19 protein-coding genes and 1 pseudogene are annotated in these 18,214 nt (G+C 70.0%); 7 read left to right on the top strand and 13 right to left on the bottom strand.

What is annotated here, in order from left to right:
• Positions 1–18 precede the first annotated feature (18 nt).
• Positions 19–1,323: an SLC13 family permease gene (locus ACFY3I_RS00455; RefSeq protein ID WP_390858682.1), complete on the bottom strand. Its 1,305-nt coding sequence runs from the start codon at positions 1,321–1,323 to the stop codon at positions 19–21.
• Positions 1,320–1,816, bottom strand: a pseudogene (locus ACFY3I_RS00460) (cation:proton antiporter); the annotation flags it as partial. The gene ACFY3I_RS00455 and the pseudogene ACFY3I_RS00460, both read right to left, overlap by 4 nt.
• Positions 1,817–2,678: 862 nt before the next feature.
• On the opposite strand from ACFY3I_RS00460, the gene ACFY3I_RS00465 reads away from it, so the two are divergent.
• Together ACFY3I_RS00465 and ACFY3I_RS00470 are read left to right on the top strand one after the other, a co-directional pair.
• Positions 2,679–4,079 carry a molybdopterin-dependent oxidoreductase gene (locus ACFY3I_RS00465; RefSeq protein ID WP_390858683.1) on the top strand — a complete coding sequence of 467 codons (1,401 nt, stop codon included), beginning with the start codon at positions 2,679–2,681 and terminating at the stop codon, positions 4,077–4,079.
• Positions 4,076–4,606 carry a hypothetical protein gene (locus ACFY3I_RS00470; RefSeq protein ID WP_390858684.1) on the top strand — a complete coding sequence of 177 codons (531 nt, stop codon included), beginning with the start codon at positions 4,076–4,078 and terminating at the stop codon, positions 4,604–4,606. Before ACFY3I_RS00465 ends, ACFY3I_RS00470 begins: the two co-directional genes overlap by 4 nt.
• Here the strand turns inward: ACFY3I_RS00470 and ACFY3I_RS00475 are convergent.
• Positions 4,576–5,064 carry a methyltransferase domain-containing protein gene (locus tag ACFY3I_RS00475; protein WP_390858685.1) on the bottom strand — a complete coding sequence of 163 codons (489 nt, stop codon included), beginning with the start codon at positions 5,062–5,064 and terminating at the stop codon, positions 4,576–4,578. The two genes, ACFY3I_RS00470 and ACFY3I_RS00475, sit on opposite strands and share 31 nt — an antisense overlap.
• A 574-nt stretch (positions 5,065–5,638) precedes the next feature.
• Here ACFY3I_RS00475 and ACFY3I_RS00480 point away from each other — a divergent pair.
• Entirely contained in the window at positions 5,639–7,474 is a 1,836-nt protein-coding gene (locus tag ACFY3I_RS00480; protein WP_390858686.1) for a glycoside hydrolase family 15 protein, read from the top strand.
• 544 nt (positions 7,475–8,018) lie between these two features.
• Here the strand turns inward: ACFY3I_RS00480 and ACFY3I_RS00485 are convergent.
• The 6 genes from ACFY3I_RS00485 to ACFY3I_RS00510 all read right to left on the bottom strand — a co-directional run bounded on the left by ACFY3I_RS00485 (position 8,019) and on the right by ACFY3I_RS00510 (position 13,125).
• On the bottom strand, positions 8,019–8,681 hold the full coding sequence (locus ACFY3I_RS00485; RefSeq protein WP_390858687.1) for a fasciclin domain-containing protein: 663 nt from the start codon (positions 8,679–8,681) through the stop codon (positions 8,019–8,021).
• A gap of 94 nt (positions 8,682–8,775) precedes the next feature.
• Complete coding sequence (locus ACFY3I_RS00490; protein ID WP_390858688.1) at positions 8,776–10,383, bottom strand: sulfite oxidase; 1,608 nt, start codon at positions 10,381–10,383, stop codon at positions 8,776–8,778.
• Positions 10,384–10,611: 228 nt separating this feature from the next.
• Positions 10,612–10,881, bottom strand: coding sequence for a chaplin (locus ACFY3I_RS00495; protein WP_390858689.1), 270 nt, complete (start codon positions 10,879–10,881; stop codon positions 10,612–10,614).
• 177 nt (positions 10,882–11,058) lie between these two features.
• Positions 11,059–11,400, bottom strand: a complete 342-nt coding sequence (locus ACFY3I_RS00500; protein ID WP_390858690.1) for a cupredoxin domain-containing protein — start codon at positions 11,398–11,400, stop codon at positions 11,059–11,061.
• A 250-nt stretch (positions 11,401–11,650) separates the two neighbouring features.
• Positions 11,651–12,439: a ferritin-like domain-containing protein gene (locus tag ACFY3I_RS00505; protein ID WP_390858691.1), complete on the bottom strand. Its 789-nt coding sequence runs from the start codon at positions 12,437–12,439 to the stop codon at positions 11,651–11,653.
• Positions 12,436–13,125, bottom strand: coding sequence for a ferritin-like domain-containing protein (locus ACFY3I_RS00510; RefSeq protein ID WP_390858692.1), 690 nt, complete (start codon positions 13,123–13,125; stop codon positions 12,436–12,438). Before ACFY3I_RS00510 ends, ACFY3I_RS00505 begins: the two co-directional genes overlap by 4 nt.
• 408 nt (positions 13,126–13,533) lie before the next feature.
• On the opposite strand from ACFY3I_RS00510, the gene ACFY3I_RS00515 reads away from it, so the two are divergent.
• The 3 genes from ACFY3I_RS00515 to ACFY3I_RS00525 are packed head-to-tail and all read left to right on the top strand — an operon-like array spanning position 13,534 to position 14,680.
• Positions 13,534–14,115 carry a hypothetical protein gene (locus tag ACFY3I_RS00515; protein WP_390858693.1) on the top strand — a complete coding sequence of 194 codons (582 nt, stop codon included), beginning with the start codon at positions 13,534–13,536 and terminating at the stop codon, positions 14,113–14,115.
• An 11-nt stretch (positions 14,116–14,126) separates the two neighbouring features.
• Entirely contained in the window at positions 14,127–14,264 is a 138-nt protein-coding gene (locus tag ACFY3I_RS00520) for a hypothetical protein (RefSeq protein WP_390858694.1), read from the top strand.
• Entirely contained in the window at positions 14,264–14,680 is a 417-nt protein-coding gene (locus ACFY3I_RS00525; RefSeq protein ID WP_390858695.1) for a hypothetical protein, read from the top strand. Before ACFY3I_RS00520 ends, ACFY3I_RS00525 begins: the two co-directional genes overlap by 1 nt.
• Before the next feature lie 61 nt (positions 14,681–14,741).
• On the opposite strand, the gene ACFY3I_RS00530 is transcribed toward ACFY3I_RS00525, so the two are convergent.
• The 3 genes from ACFY3I_RS00530 to ACFY3I_RS00540 form a co-directional block, all read right to left on the bottom strand.
• Entirely contained in the window at positions 14,742–15,251 is a 510-nt protein-coding gene (locus ACFY3I_RS00530; protein WP_390858696.1) for an SRPBCC family protein, read from the bottom strand.
• Between the two features lie 109 nt (positions 15,252–15,360).
• Positions 15,361–15,693 carry a hypothetical protein gene (locus ACFY3I_RS00535; RefSeq protein WP_390858697.1) on the bottom strand — a complete coding sequence of 111 codons (333 nt, stop codon included), beginning with the start codon at positions 15,691–15,693 and terminating at the stop codon, positions 15,361–15,363.
• Between the two features lie 159 nt (positions 15,694–15,852).
• On the bottom strand, positions 15,853–16,497 hold the full coding sequence (locus ACFY3I_RS00540; protein WP_390858698.1) for a fasciclin domain-containing protein: 645 nt from the start codon (positions 16,495–16,497) through the stop codon (positions 15,853–15,855).
• A gap of 559 nt (positions 16,498–17,056) precedes the next feature.
• Between ACFY3I_RS00540 and ACFY3I_RS00545 the strand changes: the two genes are divergently transcribed.
• Positions 17,057–17,683: an alpha/beta fold hydrolase gene (locus tag ACFY3I_RS00545; RefSeq protein ID WP_390858699.1), complete on the top strand. Its 627-nt coding sequence runs from the start codon at positions 17,057–17,059 to the stop codon at positions 17,681–17,683.
• Between the two features lie 76 nt (positions 17,684–17,759).
• Here the strand turns inward: ACFY3I_RS00545 and ACFY3I_RS00550 are convergent, their stop codons facing one another.
• Positions 17,760–18,011: a chaplin gene (locus ACFY3I_RS00550; RefSeq protein ID WP_390859401.1), complete on the bottom strand. Its 252-nt coding sequence runs from the start codon at positions 18,009–18,011 to the stop codon at positions 17,760–17,762.
• Positions 18,012–18,214 lie beyond the last annotated feature (203 nt).

An 18,214-nucleotide genomic window follows, 5' to 3' on the forward strand; every position in this document is an offset into this window, starting at 1 on the left:
GGCCTCACCGGCACGGGCTCAGGCCAGGGCGAAGTAGCGCAGCCACAGGTACAGGGCGCTGATCGCCACGGTCACGGCCGTGACGACGAGGCCGTACTTGGTGAACTGCCAGAAAGAGATGGGCTGCCGGTTGCGTTCGGCGATGCCGAGGACGACGACGTTGGCGCTGGCACCGATCGCGGTGGCGTTGCCGCCCAGGTCGGCGCCCAGGGCCAGGGCCCACCACAGCACGTGGTGGCCGTCTGCCGCGCCGCCCATGTCCTTGACCAGGTCGGCGGTGATCGGCGCCATGGTGGCCACGTAGGGGATGTTGTCGACGACGCCGGACAGCACCGCCGAGCCGCCGAGCAGGGTGAGCGTGGCGCCGAGTTCGCGCCCGCCGGTGGCGTCCGCGAGGGCCCGGGACAGGTCTCCGATCACTCCGGTCTCGATCAGGGCGCCGACCATCACGAACAGGCCGGCGAAGAAGGCGAGGGTGGGCCACTCCACCTCGGCCAGGACGTCCCGGGTGTCCACCTTCGACACGGCGACCAGCAGACCGGCGCCGAGCAGGGCGACCACGCTCGGCTCGTAGTGCAGCACCGGGTGCAGGACGAAGCCGGCGACGACGAGCGCGAGGACGGCCAGCCCCTGCCACAGCAGCCGTGGATCCCGGATCGCCTCACGTTCCGTCAGTGTCATGACCTGCTCGGCGCGCTCCTCGTCGTACACGAACGCCTTGCGGAACATCACCCGGCACAGCGCCAGCAGCACCACCGTCAGGACCGCGGCGATCGGGGCCAGATGGACCAGGAAGTCGTTGAAGGTCAGTCCGGCCCGGCTGGCGATGATGATGTTGGGCGGGTCGCCGACCAGCGTCGCGGTGCCGCCGATGTTGGAGGCGAACACCTCGGCGATCAGGAACGGCGCGGCGGGCAGCGCGAGACGCTCGCACACCAGCAGGGTGACCGGGGCGACCAGCAACACGGTGGTGACGTTGTCGAGGAGCGCGGACGCCGCCGACGTGATGAGGATCAGCATCGCCATCACCCGGAACGGTCGGCCCCGGGCCCGCTTGACCGACCAGATCGCCAGGTACTCGAACAGGCCGGTCTGCCGGAGCACGCCGACGATCGCCATCATCCCGAGCAGCAGGAAGATCACGTTCCAGTCGATGCCGGTGTGCTCGGAGTAGAACGCCGCCTTGTCGTCCGTCGCGTTGATCACGAGCATCAGTCCGGCGCCGCCGAGAGCCGCGGCCGTCCGGTGGACGCGCTCGCTGATGATCAGTACGTACGCGCCCACGAAGACGGCCACGGCCGCCCAGCTCTGCCAATCACTCATACGGCGGTCTTTCTCTCCATTGCGGCCGACGGGTCTGCGTGGTCGGGCTCGTCGTCGGGGATGCCCACCAGGTCCTCGACGTCGAACATGTGCGCGATGGGCACGTCGGTGCTGGAGTGCGCCACGATCGAGAAGGCGATGCACACCGCGATCAACGTGTACGCCTCCTCGGCGTGCGGGATGCCGGACTGGAGCAACAGCAGCCCGTACACCACCGCGGCGAAGCCCTTGGGCCCGGACCAGGCGCGGTGAGCTTCTCCCGCCACCCGAACCGGGTGCCGGTCAGCGAGATCGGCAGCGAAGCCGGGCGGATCAGCACGATCGCCAGCGCCACCGCCACGTATCCCTGCCACGGCAGGTCCCCGAACAGTCCCGGCGTCAGCAGCGCCCCGAACACCAGCGGTGCGGCGAACTTCGCCGGCTCCGACAGCGCCTCGCCCAGCGGCTCGAATGCCTCCTTCACCTCCGGGGAGACGGAGACGAGCACGGCACCCGTGATGTGGATCAGCACGAGGAAACCGTCACCGACCAGCGCCCCGCCGACGAGGAAGGGGAGGGAGGTGGACAGCACGACCCGGGCGGCGAGCCCGGACAGCAGCACCGCGATCAGTAGCGCCACCCCGAAGACGGCGACGAGTGCCACCGGTCACACCTCGATCGGAAGAGAGAACACCTCTGTTCGCCGACCAGGCTTCCCGGCACACCACTGGGCACCCTACCTGTTCTTGATGCGTCTTTGACAGAACGCATACGCGCACTTCCGCGGATCCGGCTGGCCGTCCCGCGTCGCCGGAGCCAGGCGTAAGTCTCTCCAGGGCGACGAGAAGGACGGAAGAGCCGACGCACTGCGCGAGCGAGGCGGGCTGGTCGAGCGCCCTGCCCGGCAGCCAGAGGAGGAGGGCGGTCAGCCTCCACCGGACGATGAGCGGGACGGCGAGGCGCCACAGGCACGGCTCGCCGGTCACGGGGTGACATCCGTGGCCCGGCCCGGACCAAAGCCGCGTACGTGCAGCCCTCTGCGGCAAGGACACCCGCAGCGGCCGTAGCCACCAAGATGATCAGACGGGGCCTCGGCAAGGCGCGGGATCGTGTCGAGGGAGCGACGGTGTAGAGGGCGAGAAGGGCCCAGCTATACGAACGCCGCTTGGGCGCTCCCCGACCACAAGCGTCCTCACGCCCATGACGTGGCACTCGATCGGCCTCGCCTTCTTCTCCCTCGCCCTGCTCGCGGCCGGGCATCAGCAGAGCCGGTGGGTGGCGCGGCCGGAACAGACGGCGGCGTGTCGCGGGAGTGGTCCAAGTGCTTGGTACGGCATGTTCTTCTCAGTGTTTTGTCGGCATTTATTCATGTTTGCGTGACGGAGGTGTCTTGGATGGAGGCGAGCGACGGCAGGCCGGACCGGCCGGACGACGGATCCTCGCGGCCGCCGGCCGTTGCTCCGCCGCCCCCACCAAGCGCGAGGCTGCTCGACCGGCTGCGTGCCGTCGCGGACCGGGCCCGGTCCGCGGGTCCGCCCCCGGGACCGGCGCGTCCGGCATTCTGGCGCAGTCCGTTGCGAGGGCCGTGGCTGACCGGGGTGTTCGGGCTGGTCCTGCTGGTCGGGGTCACGGTCCTGTTCGTGACCGGGCTGTTGTCCTACGCGGCCTACAACCCGGACCTGGCCCCGCGCAACGACCCGACGCCGGACAAGGGCTGGCTGGGCTTCTACCTGTTCACCTGGCCGACGTCGCCGTACTGGCTCTACAGGCTGACACAGGGCACGCACACCGTTCTCGGTGTGGTGCTGGTGCCGGTGCTCCTGGCGAAACTGTGGTCGGTCATCCCGAAACTGTTCGAATGGCCGCCCGTCCGCTCGGCCGCTCACGCCCTTGAGCGACTGTCGCTGCTCCTCCTGGTGGGCGGCGCCGGTTTCACCTTCGCCACCGGGATTCTGAACATCCAGCTGAACTACATCTTTCCCGGGTCGTTCTACCCCCTGCACTTCTACGCCGCATGGGTGTTCATCGGTGCCTTCATCGTCCATGTCGCCTTCCGGTTTCCCCGCGCGGTGCGCGCGGTGCGGGCAGGCCGCGGGGTCCAGCCTGCCCCTGAGTCGGAGGAGGCAGCGGGGCTCGTATCACCGAATCCGGCAGCCCCGACGATCTCCCGTCGGGGCGCGGTCGCCATGGTCGGAGCGGGGTCGCTCGCCCTGCTGGCGGTGACGGCCGGACAGAGCATCGGCGGCTGGTGGCGCAGGACCGCCCTGCTCGCCCCGCACGGCCGGGACCCCGGCACGGGGCCCAACGGCTTCCAGATCAACAAGACCGCCGCCTCGGTCGGGATCCGTCCCGGTGACATCGGCCCCGCCTGGCGGCTGACCGTCCGCGGCGGTGCACGGCAGGTCGTCCTGACCCACGACGCGCTCCTCGCGATGCCCCAGAGCCACTCGGCGCTGCCGATCGCCTGCGTCGAGGGCTGGTCCACCCCCGACCAGCACTGGAGCGGCATCCGCCTCGCGGATCTCGCCGCCCTCGTCGGACTCGGCACCCGAACCCCGCCGGTACTGGTCGAGTCGGTTCAGCGCGGCGGAGCGTTCTCCTCGGTGGTGCTGGCCACCAACCAGGTCCGCGATCAGCGGTCCTTGCTCGCGTTGAAGGTCAACGGAGCGGAGCTGTCGCCCGACCACGGCTATCCGGCTCGTGTGATCATCCCGGGTGCCCCAGGGGTGCACAACACCAAGTGGGTCACCCGTCTGACCTTCGGAGAGCCCGCGTGAGCCCGGCGAGCGGCCCCGCCGTGACCTTCCGCAGCCGTTACGGGGCTTCGCCTCTTCATCTGCTGCTCGTTCTCTGCTCTTTCGCCCTCGCCGTCTACGCCGGCATCCGGCTGCTGACGGGGAACACCATGGGCGTGGTCATCTGGTTCGTCGGGGCCGCGCTTCTTCACGACCTGGTTCTGCTGCCCTTCTACTCCGTGACCGACCGCGCCGCTCAGCGGATGCTCCGCGGAAGCCGGGATCCGGACGCAGGCACGGACCGGCCGAGCGTGAACTACCTGCGGGTGCCGGCGTTCGTCGCGGGAGTCCTGCTCCTGGTGTGGTGGCCGCTGATCCTGCGCCAGGGCGGCCGGTACACCGCCGACACCAGCCTGTCCGCGGACGGATTCCTGGCCCGCTGGCTCCTCGTCACCGCCGCCCTGTTCCTCATCTCGGCCATCGTCCTGATCGTGCGGACCTGGCTGCGTCTGCGGCCGCAGCGCAGGAGGAGACGGGATCAGGCGCGGGCGCGCAGGGCGACGAAGTGACGCTCCGCCGAAGTGGTGGTCCACCGTTCAGCGGCCGTCCAGCCCGACAGCCGGGCGTGCCGAATCAGGGCGTGGGTGCCGACGACGGCCCAGGGAAAGACGGGGCTCGCAGGCCGCTGCCCGATGTGGATGCGGACACGGCGACGCTCGTCCACCTCGGCGGGTGAGGTCTCGACGATCAGCAGCCCCTGATCATGCACGAGTTCCCGAACCCGGCGCAGGAGCAGGCGGGCGTCACCGCCGATGCCGATGTTCCCGTCGATGAGCAGCGCCGTGTCCCACCTGCCCTCCTCCGGCAGCGGATCGAACACCGATCCGCTGCGCGCGGCGCCGCCCCGGCACACCGTGGCGACCACGGCCGTGGGACACACGTCGATCCCGAGCGCCTTGTGCCCACGCAGAATCACGGCTTCGACGAGCCGCCCGGCCCCGCAGCCGATGTCCAGCACACGACCCACGCACCGCTCCACAACCGACCGGTCCCCGGTATCCGCACCCCGAGACCACCGCCCGACCTCCAGATACATGCACCAGCCCTCCCCGTCACGCAGCGACAGATCACCCTCCCGCGCCCCGACCGCCTCCGCATAAGGACCGCTGCCCCAGGGCTCCTGAGGGCTCGCCTCCTCTGAACCGGCGGTGCTCATAGACGCTCCTTGTACGTTCAGACCGGTCGTTGCCGGCGCCCCCGAACAACGAGTCGTGCCGCTCCTTCACATCCTGGACGAATCTCATGCGCCGGGGATTCACCCGGGCCCCGGGTGTACTGCGACCGGCTGACAGCAAAGGGCGTACGACGCCCAGCACCTCCCTCTCAGCGAAGGCGGTGATGCCACAGCCGGGCCGTCGAAAGGCGACGCGGGCCGCCCCGGTGCCGCGTGGTGGCAATGACACGGGACGGGCCCCGGCTCGTGTCACGCGCCGACGGGCGGATCCGAGAGCCCATCATGAGGTACGGACCACCGCCACAGCCGCCGGCGGCGTCGGCGCCCCCGTAGCCGCGGGGCTGAGCCGCTGAAGGGAAGCGCATACGTGAGTGATCGGGCCATCGGTGACTACGCCGTACTCGCGGACTGCCGGTCAGCGGCACTGATCAGTGGCGCCGGTTCCGTGGACTGGCTGTGCCTCCCGCGTTTCGACGGTCCGGCGGTCTTCGCACGGCTGCTGGACCAGGACGCGGGCCACTGGTCGATCCACCCCGTCGGGGCGACCGAGGCGAGCCGCCGCTACCTTCCCCACACCCTCGTCCTGGAGACAACCTTTCGTACGCCCACCGGGACGGCGGTGCTGCTCGACGCGCTCGCCCTGGGCAAGCGCGAACGCGGCCACGCCATGGGAGGCTCCTCGCCCGGAGTGCTACTGCGCCAGATCACCTGCACTCAGGGACAGGTGGACATCGCCGTCGAATACGCCCCGCGCCCGGAGTTCGGGCTGATCCAGCCCGTCATGACGCCGGTGCGCGGCGGTCTGATGGCACGCGGCGGCGCGCATGTCCTCCTGCTGTCCACCGGCCTCACCCTGCGGGTCGAGAGATCCACGGCCCACGGCGAAGCCACCCTGCGAGCCGGGGACCGCCTAGACCTCGCGCTGAGCGCGACGCCCGCGTGGGGACAGGACCCCAAGCCGTGGCCCGGAAGGCGCATCCGCCGCCGGCTGAGCGACACCGGTGCCGGCTGGCGTTCCTGGTCCACGCTCCACGACGCCTACACAGGCCCCTGGCAGGAACACGTCCGCCACAGCGGCCGCGTGCTGCGTGCGCTGACCTACGTGCCGAGCGGAGCCATCGTCGCGGCGCCGACCACCTCGCTGCCGGAGAGTATCGGTGGCACCCGTAACTGGGACTACCGCTACACCTGGGTGCGCGACGCCAGCCTCACCCTCCAGGCCCTGGCCACCGCCGCCTGCAAGCAGGAGAAGGTCGACTTCTTCGCCTTCCTCGCCCAAGCCGCCGCCACACGACTCGACGGGGGTGGCGACCTCCAGGTCATGTACGGCATCGGAGGAGAGCGAGACCTGAGCGAGCGCGCGCTGCCGCACCTGTCCGGCTGGCGCGGCAGCGCCCCGGTGCGCGTCGGCAACGACGCATGGCGCCAGTGCCAACTCGATGTCTACGGGGAACTGCTGGACGCGGCCCACCAGACCCTGCCGCACGAGGTACCACTCGACCCGGCCGTCCGCTCCTTCCTGCGCCAGTGCGCCGAAGCAGCAGCTCACCACTGGGCCGACCCCGACCAGGGCATCTGGGAGGGGCGCGGACCGGCCCGCCACTTCCTGCACTCCAAACTCATGTGCTGGGTCGCGCTGGACCGCGCCATCGACCTGGCCCCCGCCCTGAACGCCCAAGACCACGTCACCGACTGGCAGCGTATTCGCGAACAGATCCGCGAGGCCATCGAGAACCAGGGATTCGACCACCGGACCGACGCGTTCACCCAGGCATTCGGCAGCCCGCAGCTCGATGCCTCCGCGCTGATGGTGCCCCTCGTCGGATTCCTCCCGGCAACGGACCCCCGCGTACGCTCCACCGTCGAGGCGATCGCACGAGACCTGACGGATTCCCGGGGCCTGGTACGGCGCTACCTCCAGGACGACATCGACAACGACGAGGGCACCTTCCTGCTCTGCACCTTCTGGCTCGCCCAGGCCCTCGCCCGGACCGGCCAGACCACACGCGCCCTCCACGTCTTCGAAAACGCACTCAGCCACGCCAACGACGTCGGCCTCCTCCCCGAAGAAGTGGACACCCGCACCGGCGAAGCCCTCGGGAACTTTCCGCAAGCCTTCAGCCACATCGGCCTCATCAACGCGGCCCGCGCCATCCGAGACGCGCAAACCGCATCCCATCCGGCCCGAGACACCTTCCCCTAGCACCTGCCTTTGCGAGGTCGCCTCCGCACAGGTCAGCTCCAGCGGGCCGCAAGTCCGGGGTGGAGCCTCACCTCGGCACCCTCTCGGCGGCCGTCGAGGCTCGAAGGACCCGTCCCCCACGAGGGGCCTGTCCACCCCCCGCAACCTCGTCAAGCCGGCCCTCATCCTTCGAAGAGCACCCGCGCCGCCTGCGAAGGCGGACTCCTCACCGATCCTCCACCGCCCCCGGCGGTCTGCTCCCACAGTGGCACTGTCGGCGGGGCCGCCCGGCAGGAGTTGTCCGGCTCCGCACCACCCCGTCAACAGCGGCCGGCCGGCACACCAGAAGCGCGGAATGCACCGCTCCGCCCCCGGACGGACGAATGTGAACGGCGGAGGGCTGGTCTGCAGGCGTTGCGGTCCGCGGACCAGCCCTCCGGAAGGGGCATCCGGCAGGCCCTGCCGGTCGGGCGCCGGCGGATGCCCCGGCTCGAAGGACGCGCGTCGGCCGGTCGCTCCCGTCATGGCAACCGGACGGGGTGCGCGTCCTCGGCCCGCGGAGGTGTCAGCTCTTCGGCATCAGGACGGTGTCGATGATGTAGACGTTGGCGTTGGCGGTCTTGACGTTGCCGCAGACCACCTTGGCGGAGCCGTTGACCCTGTAGGACTGGCCCGAGCCCGAGGTGGTCACCTTGGACTTCTCCAGCGTGTCGAAGGAGCCGTTCGCCAGGTCCTTCGGGGCCAGCTTCTGGCCGACGACGTGGTAGGTGAGGATGTTCGTCAGCATCGCCTTGTCGTTGAGGACCTTGTCCAGGGTCGCCTTCGGGATCTTCGCGAAGGCGTCGTTGGTCGGCGCGAACACGGTGATGTTCTGGGCGCTGTTGAGGGTGTCGACCAGGCCGGCCTTCTTCACCGCCGTCACGAGTGTGGACAGGGCCGGGTTGTTGGAGGCGGCGGTGGCCACCGGATCCTTGGCCATGCCGTCGAAGGAGCCGGCACCGTTCTGCGGCACGGCCGAACAAGCCGGGCCGAAGGGTTGGTCCATGCTGCTCGCGCTGCTGCCCGAGCCGCCCATGTCGTCGCTGCTCTTGGCGGCCGGAGCCGACGCCTTGTCGGACGAGTCGGACTTGCTCGAGTCGCTGCTGCCGCTGGAGCAGGCAGTCAGGGCCAGGGGCAGCACGGCAGCAGCGGCGAGGAGACCGGCGGAGCGGCGGATACGGGCGTTCATCATGTTCTCCTGTTCGACGCGCAGCGGACCGCTGCGTCCGGGGGGTGCTTCGGAAAGGTGGTTCGCAAAGGGCACAGGGCCCTTGGTCAGGGGGTCAGTCGACGGTCACGACGACGGAGTGCCATCCGGCGGCGCCGTCGGGGATCGTGCGGGTGCGTCTGTCGGTCTGCACGGTGCCGGTGCGGTCGGTGGCACGGACTGTGAGCGTGTGGCCGCCCTTGGTGGCCCGCCAGGGAAGCGACCACTGGCGCCAGGTGTCGCGGGTGTCCTCGCCGGCCAGGTGGGCTTCCTGCCACGGGCCGTCGTCGATACGGACTTCGACCTTGTCGATGCCGCGGTGCTGGGCCCAGGCGACGCCGGCGACCATCACCGTGCCGGCCGTGGGCCGGGCGAACGGCTTGGGCGTGTCGATACGGGACTCGGTCTTGATCGGAGCTCTGCGGGCCCAGCCGCGCTTGACCCAGTACGGGTCGTAGGAATCGAAGGTGGTGAGCTCGATGTCCTGGATCCACTTGCAGGCAGAGACGAAGCCATACAAGCCCGGCACGACCATCCGGACCGGGAAGCCGTGTTCGAAGGGAAGCGGCTCTCCGTTCATACCGAGCGCGAGCATCGCGTCCCGGCCGTCCATGACGTCCTCGACCGGGCTGCCGATCGTCATGCCATCCACCGATCGGGACACCAACTGGTCCGACCGGCCGCCTCGGGACGGAGGCTTCACACCACACTCGTCCAGCAGATCGGCCAGCCGCACACCGGTCCAGCGGGCGTTGCCCGCATACGGACCACCGACCTCATTGGAGACGCAGGTCAAAGTGATGTCCCGCTCGATCAGCTCCCTGTGGAGCAGGTCGTCGTAGGAGTAACTGGCCGGGCGGGGCACACCCTTGCCGTGGATGCGCAGCCGCCAAGTGGTGGCGTCCACCTTGGGCACCACCAGCGCGGTGTCCACCCGGTAGAAGTCCTTGTTGGGGGTGACGAAGGGGCTGATCCCGTCGATCCGCAGTCCGGCCCTCTTCGGTACCGGTCGCGCCGGCGACCCGGGCGTCGGCAGCACGACGTTGTCACGTGAGGCGATCGCGTTCTTGCCCTGAGAGGCGTTCAGTGACCGGCCGACCGCGCCCGCCGCGGCCGAGGCCGCCGCGGCAGACGCGGCCGCGAGGACGAATCCCCGCCGGTCCCATCCCTCGGACGCCGGCTGCCCGGCTCCCGCTTCCTCGGTCACCAGGCGGGGCGCCGTCAAGCGGCCCACCAGGAAGTACAGAAGCAGAGCCCCTGCGACGGCTCCGGCGACGGATGGCAGTGCGTCGGTGAGGCTGGTCGAGTCTGGGCGGGCGACCGCGGCCGCTGCACCGACGACCCCGAAGAGAAGAACCCCGGCGGCTCCGACCCGCCGGAACCGCACCGCCAGCGCACCCAGCACCAGGGCCAGCACGGCGAGCACGGCAAGGATGCCGAGCTGCAGTACGAGCTTGTCGTTGGTGCCGAAGTGACGGATGGCCCAGTCCTTGACCGGAGCGGGCGTCGCGTCGATGGACGCGCCGCCCACCGCGATGACCGGACTGGACTGCGGACGCACCGCCGCCGCGACCAGTTCGGCCACCGACAGCGCCGCGAAGCCGGCCAGCGCACCGCTCAGCGCACCCAGCGCCAGACGGGGCCAACCCGGCCGTACTCGCTGATCCTTCTCTTCGTTCCTCACGCAGGGAATCCGGTTCTGCCCGGCGGCCGGATTGGTCCTGGACCCTGATCAGGTGAAAAGAGATCTCGGACCAATCCACCATGCATTCCGCAACGGATTACCCGGTTGCACGCCGACGGACATCGCCGTCTCTGCTGCACCGGGGTTCGGGGCGACAGCCTGCCCGAGCCTGCCAGGCCAGCAGCCCAAACGCCCGCGGACAGGCCCGCTGCGGTGACGCCTGAGGGGTCACATACCCGCGCGTGCCCCCGCGTTGACGCAGACGTTGCCGAAGGCCGGGTTCAGCAGGCCGATCACGTCCACGGTGTTGCCGCAGGCGTTGACCGGGATGTTGATCGGAATCTGAACCACGTTGCCGGACAGCACGCCCGGCGAACCGACCGCCGCGTCCTGCGCGCCGATGTCGGCTGACGCGACCGCCGCGCCACCGAGCACCACCGCGCCCGCGGCAGCGACCGGACCCGCGCTCCGCATCACCTGAGATCGCAGATACGTCATGTTCGCTTCCCGATTTCCGCGTTGCGACGGCAGCCGCCGCCGACCGGCCGCATTTCGCGACCGGACATCCCCAATCCGCTGCCCCCGTGGGCGCGGACTGGTCAAGACGGCCCGGATCACCCGATCGGCTGCACCGCGCAGCGGCGTACCCGTCGCGCCTGCGCAGTTCATCGCCGGTCAGCGGACGGTGAGGGTACCGGACATGAACTGGTGGAAGTCGCACCGGTAGGGGTGGCCACCGTGAGTACGGGGCGCGGTGAAGCGCGTGGTGCCGCCCGGGGCGATGCGTCCGGTGTCGAAACTGGCGGAGCCGCTCGCGGTCACCGTGTGGGGGTCGGTGTCCTTGTTGACGACGGTGACGACTGCGCCGGCAGTCACCTTCAGTGGGTCCGGGCTGAACCCGAAGTCCTCGATCACGATGCGGGCTGTCCCCGCCCGCGAAGCCGACGCCGAATATGCGTTCGTGGGTGCCATGCAGGCCGCCGAGAGAACCAGTACGGCCAGAGCGGTACGAGTCATCGCTGTCCAGGGTGCGAACTCGGTGGAGCGGGAGACAGGCATGGTGGACCTTTCGGGATGCGCGGGGCGGGCGGTCGCGCTCGCTTGACGGCTGAGTCGGAATCTGCGCGGTCCAGCGGTCACCCGCGCCGGCGGCTCGTCGCGTCAGGCTCATGGGCGAGAGCGCGAGTTTCGTGAAGCACGGGCCGCCGGGCGGGCAGGCGTCCATGACCGGAGCATCAGGCAGTGGTGCGGCCGGTCAGCCGAGATGTCACACGGTCAGCAGTGCGGGTTTCGCCGCGCGGTCCGTCTGAAGAAACGCGTCCGGGACCGGATACTGGCCGAGCACGAAGTGCAGGATGGCGGCGTGCATGGCCTCGACCGGGGCGATGCTCGCCGCGGTAGTGATCCCCGCGTGGCTGCTGACGTGGCCGGCTGCGAAGAGATAGGTCTGTGCGGCCTGGTCCTCCAGCGAGAGAGCGAGCCGTGCGACCTCGCCGACGTTCCTGGCCCGGCCGAGCGCTTTGAGTGTGGCGGGCTGGTTGGACAGCGGCACTCCTTGCACCGCGGGGCGCCCAGCGCCGGTCAGCGCCGCGTTCCACGCCCTGGCATGCTCAGCGTGCTGTTTCATCGCTACCGTCGCGAAGGCGCCCACTGCGGGGGGCACCGCGCCGAGCCTGCCCGCCCGGGCCGCTTTCAGGGCCGAGTCGTACGCTCCGACCGCCTGGTGCTCCAAGGCCACGGCGAGAGCGACGACCCGCAGGTCTCCGGTGTAGGGGCTGCCCTTCGCGGCCGGCGCGGACGCCCCCTCGGCGGCGAAGGCGGGCCTTGCCCCGGCGCCCGCCGCGACCGCAACCGACGCTACGGCGACGGCGGCTCCGGCGCCCGCGAGGAAACGGCGGCGGTCGACGTCATTGGCCCGCACCTCCGCGGTGAGCGCATCGACGCCTGCGCGCATCGCGGGCATGGACTCCTGGTGTGCTTCCTCCATTTCGCTGGTGAGGCGCACGAGTTGCTCCTCGCTGATTCCCAGCTCCCAGCTCTGCTCGGTGATGGTCACCTGACGGCTCCCTCAGTGATCGGAGATGCGTTCTTGACGGGGTAGAAGGCGCTCGGGAACCCGATCGTGCCCGCTGCCGCGGGCAGCGCGGAGATGCGGGTCGGCAGGGCGACCAACTGCGGCTTCCCGGCTTTGAGAAGCGCTTGTACGGCCAGCAGGACCGCCCGGTGCTGGGCTTCGACCGGCGCGATCGAGGCGAACAGTGTCCGCAGCCGGGCGTCGCGTACCTGCCCGGTGTTCTTGGTGTACGTCTGCGCGGCGACGTCCTCCAGAGTGATCGCCAGCGCGACCACATCGGCAGGACCCTTGATCTTGGGCAGTGCCTGCCGGACGACGGCGGCGTACCTGGGGTCGGGCGAGTGCTGTGCCCGCCCGCCCGCCCGTGTGACCGCCGCGTTGAACGCGCGTGCGTGCGCGGAGTGCTGGCTGATGGTGGTGCCGATGAAGGCGGCCACCGTTTTGTTGCCGTGCCGGATGAAGGGCAGGCCCGCTGCCGTGCGGTACACGTCGACGGCCAGGTTCTCCAGCGACGCCGCCGTCTGCAACGCCATGATGTCGTTGCGCGAGGTCCGCCCGTCCAACTGGCCGAATTCTGTTCCGGCCAAACCCACGGCACTGCTGTTGAGGTCCTGCGACTCCTCGGTCAGCTGCCTCAACAGCCGTTCATCGATTCGGTTTACGCCCATCACGCCCCATTCCTCGTCTGTCACGGCGTCCACGCTCGATCACGGGCGCCTTTCAGTGGGGGATCCGGAGCAGGCCGCCGGACAGATTGGCGGGTTCGGCATGCTTCACCCTGAAGAGTGACGATATGTCTCCCGCCTGACTCCTGTCTCCACTTCTTGGCAGCTCGCCCAGGCTCCTCGATCCGGTGACGGGGCCGTCGACGACCGTCGTGCGGTCAGGACACCGGTGTGCGGCATCCGCGCTGCGCCTGACGGGATGACGGGCGGGCGATGGGGCCATTGACGACGGCTCGGTCCTGGCCCTGCGCGGCGCAGGGGCGGATACGCGACCAATCCGGAGGGGCGGGTGGTCTCGCATCAGGGGGAGCCGGCCGGGAAGGCCGACTTGTACGCCGGAGGCTGCATCGCATGATCAGCCTGGTCCTGATCGGGTTGCCGGGAGGGCTGATCACGGCCGTGTCGCCGTGCATCCTGCCGGTGCTTCCGGTGGTGTTCCTGGCGGGCGGGCCGGGCGGCAGCGCGGATGAGGGTCCGCCGGGCGGTACGACGGCACCCGAGGGCGGACGGAGCGGCCGGGCGAGCGGTGGCGGGGCCGTCCCGCTGCCCAAAGAGAGCGACGGTGACGTCCTGGCGGCTGGTCCGCCGCCCTCGGCGTCTCCGCGCAACCGGCGACCGTACGCCGTCGTCGTCGGCCTGGTGCTGAGTTTCAGCTTCTTCACCCTGCTCGGCGTGACGATCATCTCCGCGCTCGGGCTGCCCGATGACATCCTGCGCTACGTCGGGCCGGCCTTGCTGGTCCTGATCGCACTGGGGCTGATCTTCCCGCCGGTGGAGCGGCTGCTGGAGAAGCCCTTCGCGCGGATTCCGCAGCGGCAGGTCAACAAGGAGGGCAGCGCGTTCGCGCTGGGCCTCGGTCTCGGTCTGCTCATGTGCCGTGCGCCGGGCCCGTGCCGGCGGCCATCACCGTTGCGGGCGCCCGGGGTGAACTGAGCCTGGAAATCGTGGCGTTGACGGTCTCCCTCGCGGTGGGCACGGCTCTGGCGCTGCTGGTGTTCGCGCTCGCGGGACGGCGGGTGGCACAGCGGGTGAGCGCCTTCCGCAGGCGGCCAGGGGACTGCGGATCGTGGCGGGCTGTCTGATGACGGCGCTCGCACTGGCGCTGACCTCCAATGTGACCGACGCGATCCAGCGGGCCCTGCCCGACTACACATCGGCGGCGCAGAAGAAGATCGAGGACAGTGATGTGGCCCGGCAGAAGCTGTCCGGCCTGTTCGACGACTCCAACAAGGAACTCTCGCGCTGCGAGGACGGCGTGGACGAACTGCGCTCGTGTGGGCAGGCGCCCCCGATCGCCGGCATCGCGAAGTGGCTCAACACCCCCCGGCGGACAGCCGGTCGACCTGAAGCAGGAGCGCGGCAAGGTCGTACTGAGAGGATCCCGGTGGAGGGAACGCCCACCCTGCACCGGCTGGTGGACGAGGGCACGGCCCGCACCGCGCGTCTCGAACTCCGGTTCACAGCCGGCATCCAGGCGTATTCCTTCACCTTCGGATGACGCCGGCCCGCTGAGCGGCCTTCTCGCCCCGGGCGCTTCAGGCGCCCGGGGCGGGCGGCGTTCACGCGGTGCGGTCGCGTTCCAGCTCCCGCTTGAGGTTGCACAGGGTCGTGTCGATGTTGCGGACCTGGAACTCGGCGAAGGTCCTGCCCGGGGTGACGAGCCGGTCGAAGGCGCCGGCCAGGAGCGCCGGCCACGCGCGCCGGTCGTCGGTCCAGCTCTCCGTGACCCGGGTACTCGTCCCCGTCGGCTCGAAGCGGTACTCCCAGGTGGCGATCGGGCCGCGCAGGCGCGGACGGGTGCGGCCGATGGCGTGGACGCGAAAGGCGAACCGGCGGCCCGGATCGGCCGCCGTGACCGTGCAGCGCGTGACCCAGCGGAACCGGCCCCGCTTGTTGCGGCCGACGAACGTGGTGCCCGGCGTGGCATCCTCGCCGGTCGCCCCGGAGATCGTGCCCAGGTTCTCCGGACTCCAGCGCCCCATGTCGCCGGGACGGCTCACGGCCTGGTAGGCGGCTTCTGGCGGGACGTCGATGACGATGCTGCCGCTCACGGTGAACACTCGGGTCACTGCACTGCCTCTCACCGGAAACCTCAAGCTACTGTCGAGTAGGGATCATGTCAGGCGGTCCGCCTGAGCAGAAGGGCGGGGATCCGCGGTTCCGGGCCGGCGTCGGGGCTCACGGTGAGGGCGAGGACCATGCATGCCAGGCGGCTGAGAGGTCGGCATGCCAGTGCAGGCGTCCGTCCGCGGGTGTGCGGGAGCGCAACGGCTCGCCCGCCAGTACATGGACCGTGTGAGGGCCGTCCGGCCAAGGTGCGGACGGCAGTATCCCGGCTGAGGTGCAGGTGAGCTGGCGCAGGTCGAGGGCGACCACCGTCGCGCCTGCGCACCGGGCGGTCAGCTCGGTGCGCAGGGCGTGGGTGGTGCCCGCGGTCAGCGGACCGGCGGCCGCGCACCACAGGCGTGTGTCGCAGACGGCGAGGACGCGGACGCGGAAGAGCGCCGACATGTGTTGTGCTCCGTCATCTCTTTTCGCCGGCCAGGCGGGGCCGGTCCGGGTACACCCGTGAGGGGCGGGGCAAGCGCCCCGCCCCTCACCCTTCTCCCCGTCACAGGAGTCGGGAGCCGGATGCCGTGGTACCAGGCACCCGGCTGTGCTGTTGGATCGTCAGCTGGTCGGCATCAGGACGGTGTCGATGATGTAGACGTTGGCGTTGGCGGTCTTGACGTCGCCGCAGACGACCTTGGCGGAGTCGTTGACGGTGTAGGACTCGCCGGAGCCGGAGGTGGTCACCTTGTCCTTCTCCAACGTGTCGAAGGAGCCCTTGTCCAAGTCCGCGGGCTTCAGCGGCTGGCCCACGACGTGGTAGGTCAGGATCTTGGTCAGCTGGGCCTTGTCGGCGAGGACCTTGTCGAGGGTGGCCTTCGGGATCTTGGCGAAGGCGTCGTTGGTCGGCGCGAACACCGTGATTCCCTGGGCGTTGTTGAGGGTGTCGACCAGGCCGGCCTTCTTCACGGCGGTCACCAGGGTGGACAGTGCCGGGTTGTTGGAGGCGGCCGTGGCGACCGGGTCCTTGGCCATGCCGTCGAAGGAACCGGCGCCGCTCTTCGGCACGCCGGAACAGGCCGGACCGAACGGCTGGTCCGCCGTGGTGGCGTCGCCGCTGTTCATGCTGCCGCCGGAGGCGGACGCCTTGTCCGAGGTGTTGGACTTCGCGGAGTCGCCGCTGTCGTCGGAGCAGGCACTCAGGGCCAGCGGAAGCACGGCGGCTGCCGCAAGGACGACGGCAGTACGGCGGATACGGGTGCTCACGGTGTTTCTCCTGTTGTTCATACGGCGCGTGCCGCGTGCAGACGGGGATGAGGAAAGTCGTTCGGAGTCAAATGGGCCGGCTGGGAGTTCACGCGCATCGTCTGCATTCCGGACTGCGGAATCCGCTGCCTTCGACGGGGTCGTCGATCTCTTCGTCGGCCACGTGGGTAATCCGGATCCGCGGGCTCCTCGGATTGGCCGTCCGCCCGATCTGATGAAACTTCTTCTCAGACCAATCCGCACCCGGACCTGCTACGGATACACACCCTCAGGAATCAACCACAGCCAGCAGGGACCCACCTCCGCCGGACGACTCCGTTCCCTCGGCCGGATGCCCGCGACGGAGGACGGCGCACGCCTCGCTCGCCGAACAGGGCACGGACTGGCCTCGGGCAGCAGAACGCACCAAGCCGTTCCGGCGACAGCCACGGATTATCACCGCGAGAAATCGCTGGATACAGATTTCCGGGAAAGAGGCGTCATGCAGATGCTGCGAGGCCACGGCGGAAAGCCGGACACGTCAGCTCTTTGGGTTCGGCACTGTCCGCGGCGGCCGCGGGTGGCGATCATCACCCTGCACGGCGGGCGGGTGGACAGTTACCAGACATCGCAGCCCTGGCATCTGGCGGCGCTGAGGATGCGCCCCGTGCTCCGCTCGGCGGCGTCGGCCGTCTCCCTGCACGACGCCGTACTGGCACAGGTGCGTTACCGCCACAGGGGATGGAACCAGGGTGATCCACTCCAGGACACCTACCGCGCGCTCGACGAGCTGGACCAGCTCGCGGGACCAGTGCCGACCCTCCTCATCGGCCACTCCATGGGAGGCCGGGCAGCACTGCGAGCCGCATCCCATCCGCACGTCCGCGGAGTCGTCGCACTGGCGCCCTGGCTGCCGCCCGGCGAGCCCACCAGGCACCTGCGGGGCAAACGCGCTGTCGTACTGCACGGCACGCGCGACCGGATCACCAGTGCGGAGGCGTCCACCGATTACGTCCGTCGGGTACGGACGCCGCAGACCCGCGCCGGCATCATTCTCATTCGCCGAGGGGACCACGCCATGCTCCGTCGCTCCCCCCTCTGGCACCGGACCGTGGCCGAACTCGTGGGCGACCTCCTGCAGCCGAGCGGGCAGCTCACGGGCCGGGCCGCCGCGAGTTGCCTGTCCCCTGAGCCGATCCTCCTGTAGGTACGGCGATCGGCGGGAAGCGGCCGCCGGCGCACCCGGATCCCGGGAGGCGCCGGCTGCCGGCGGGGTCAGCCGGTCACATGCCCCGACCGAGGTTCGCGCAGGTGTTCCCGAAGGCGGGGTTGAGCAGAGCGATCACGTCGACCGAGTTGCCGCAGGCGTTGACGGGGACGTGCACCGGGATCTGAATGACGTTGCCGGACAGCACGCCCGGAGATCCCACCGCGGCCCCCTGGGCGCCCGCGTCGGCGGACGCCACGGCGGCACCACCCAGCACCACGGCGCCGCCCGCGACCAGCAGGGCAGCACCGCGCATCACACGAGACATCATGTTCTTCTCCTTCACAGAGCCGGCATCGGCGGATCCCACCGCCGTCCGACGCGCTGTTCGCCTCGGACGGCGGTAATCCGGGCCCGCATCGCCCAAGGACGGGTCTCTCGGCCCGTATTCACCCGAAAGGCGCAGCAAGCGACTTGTGCGCATGGTGCACGGGCACCGCTCTGGTGGACGGAGTCCGCGTCGCCGTCCGC

It is taken from the genome of Streptomyces sp. NPDC001068 (assembly GCF_042897315.1).
GTDB lineage: Bacteria > Actinomycetota > Actinomycetes > Streptomycetales > Streptomycetaceae > Streptomyces.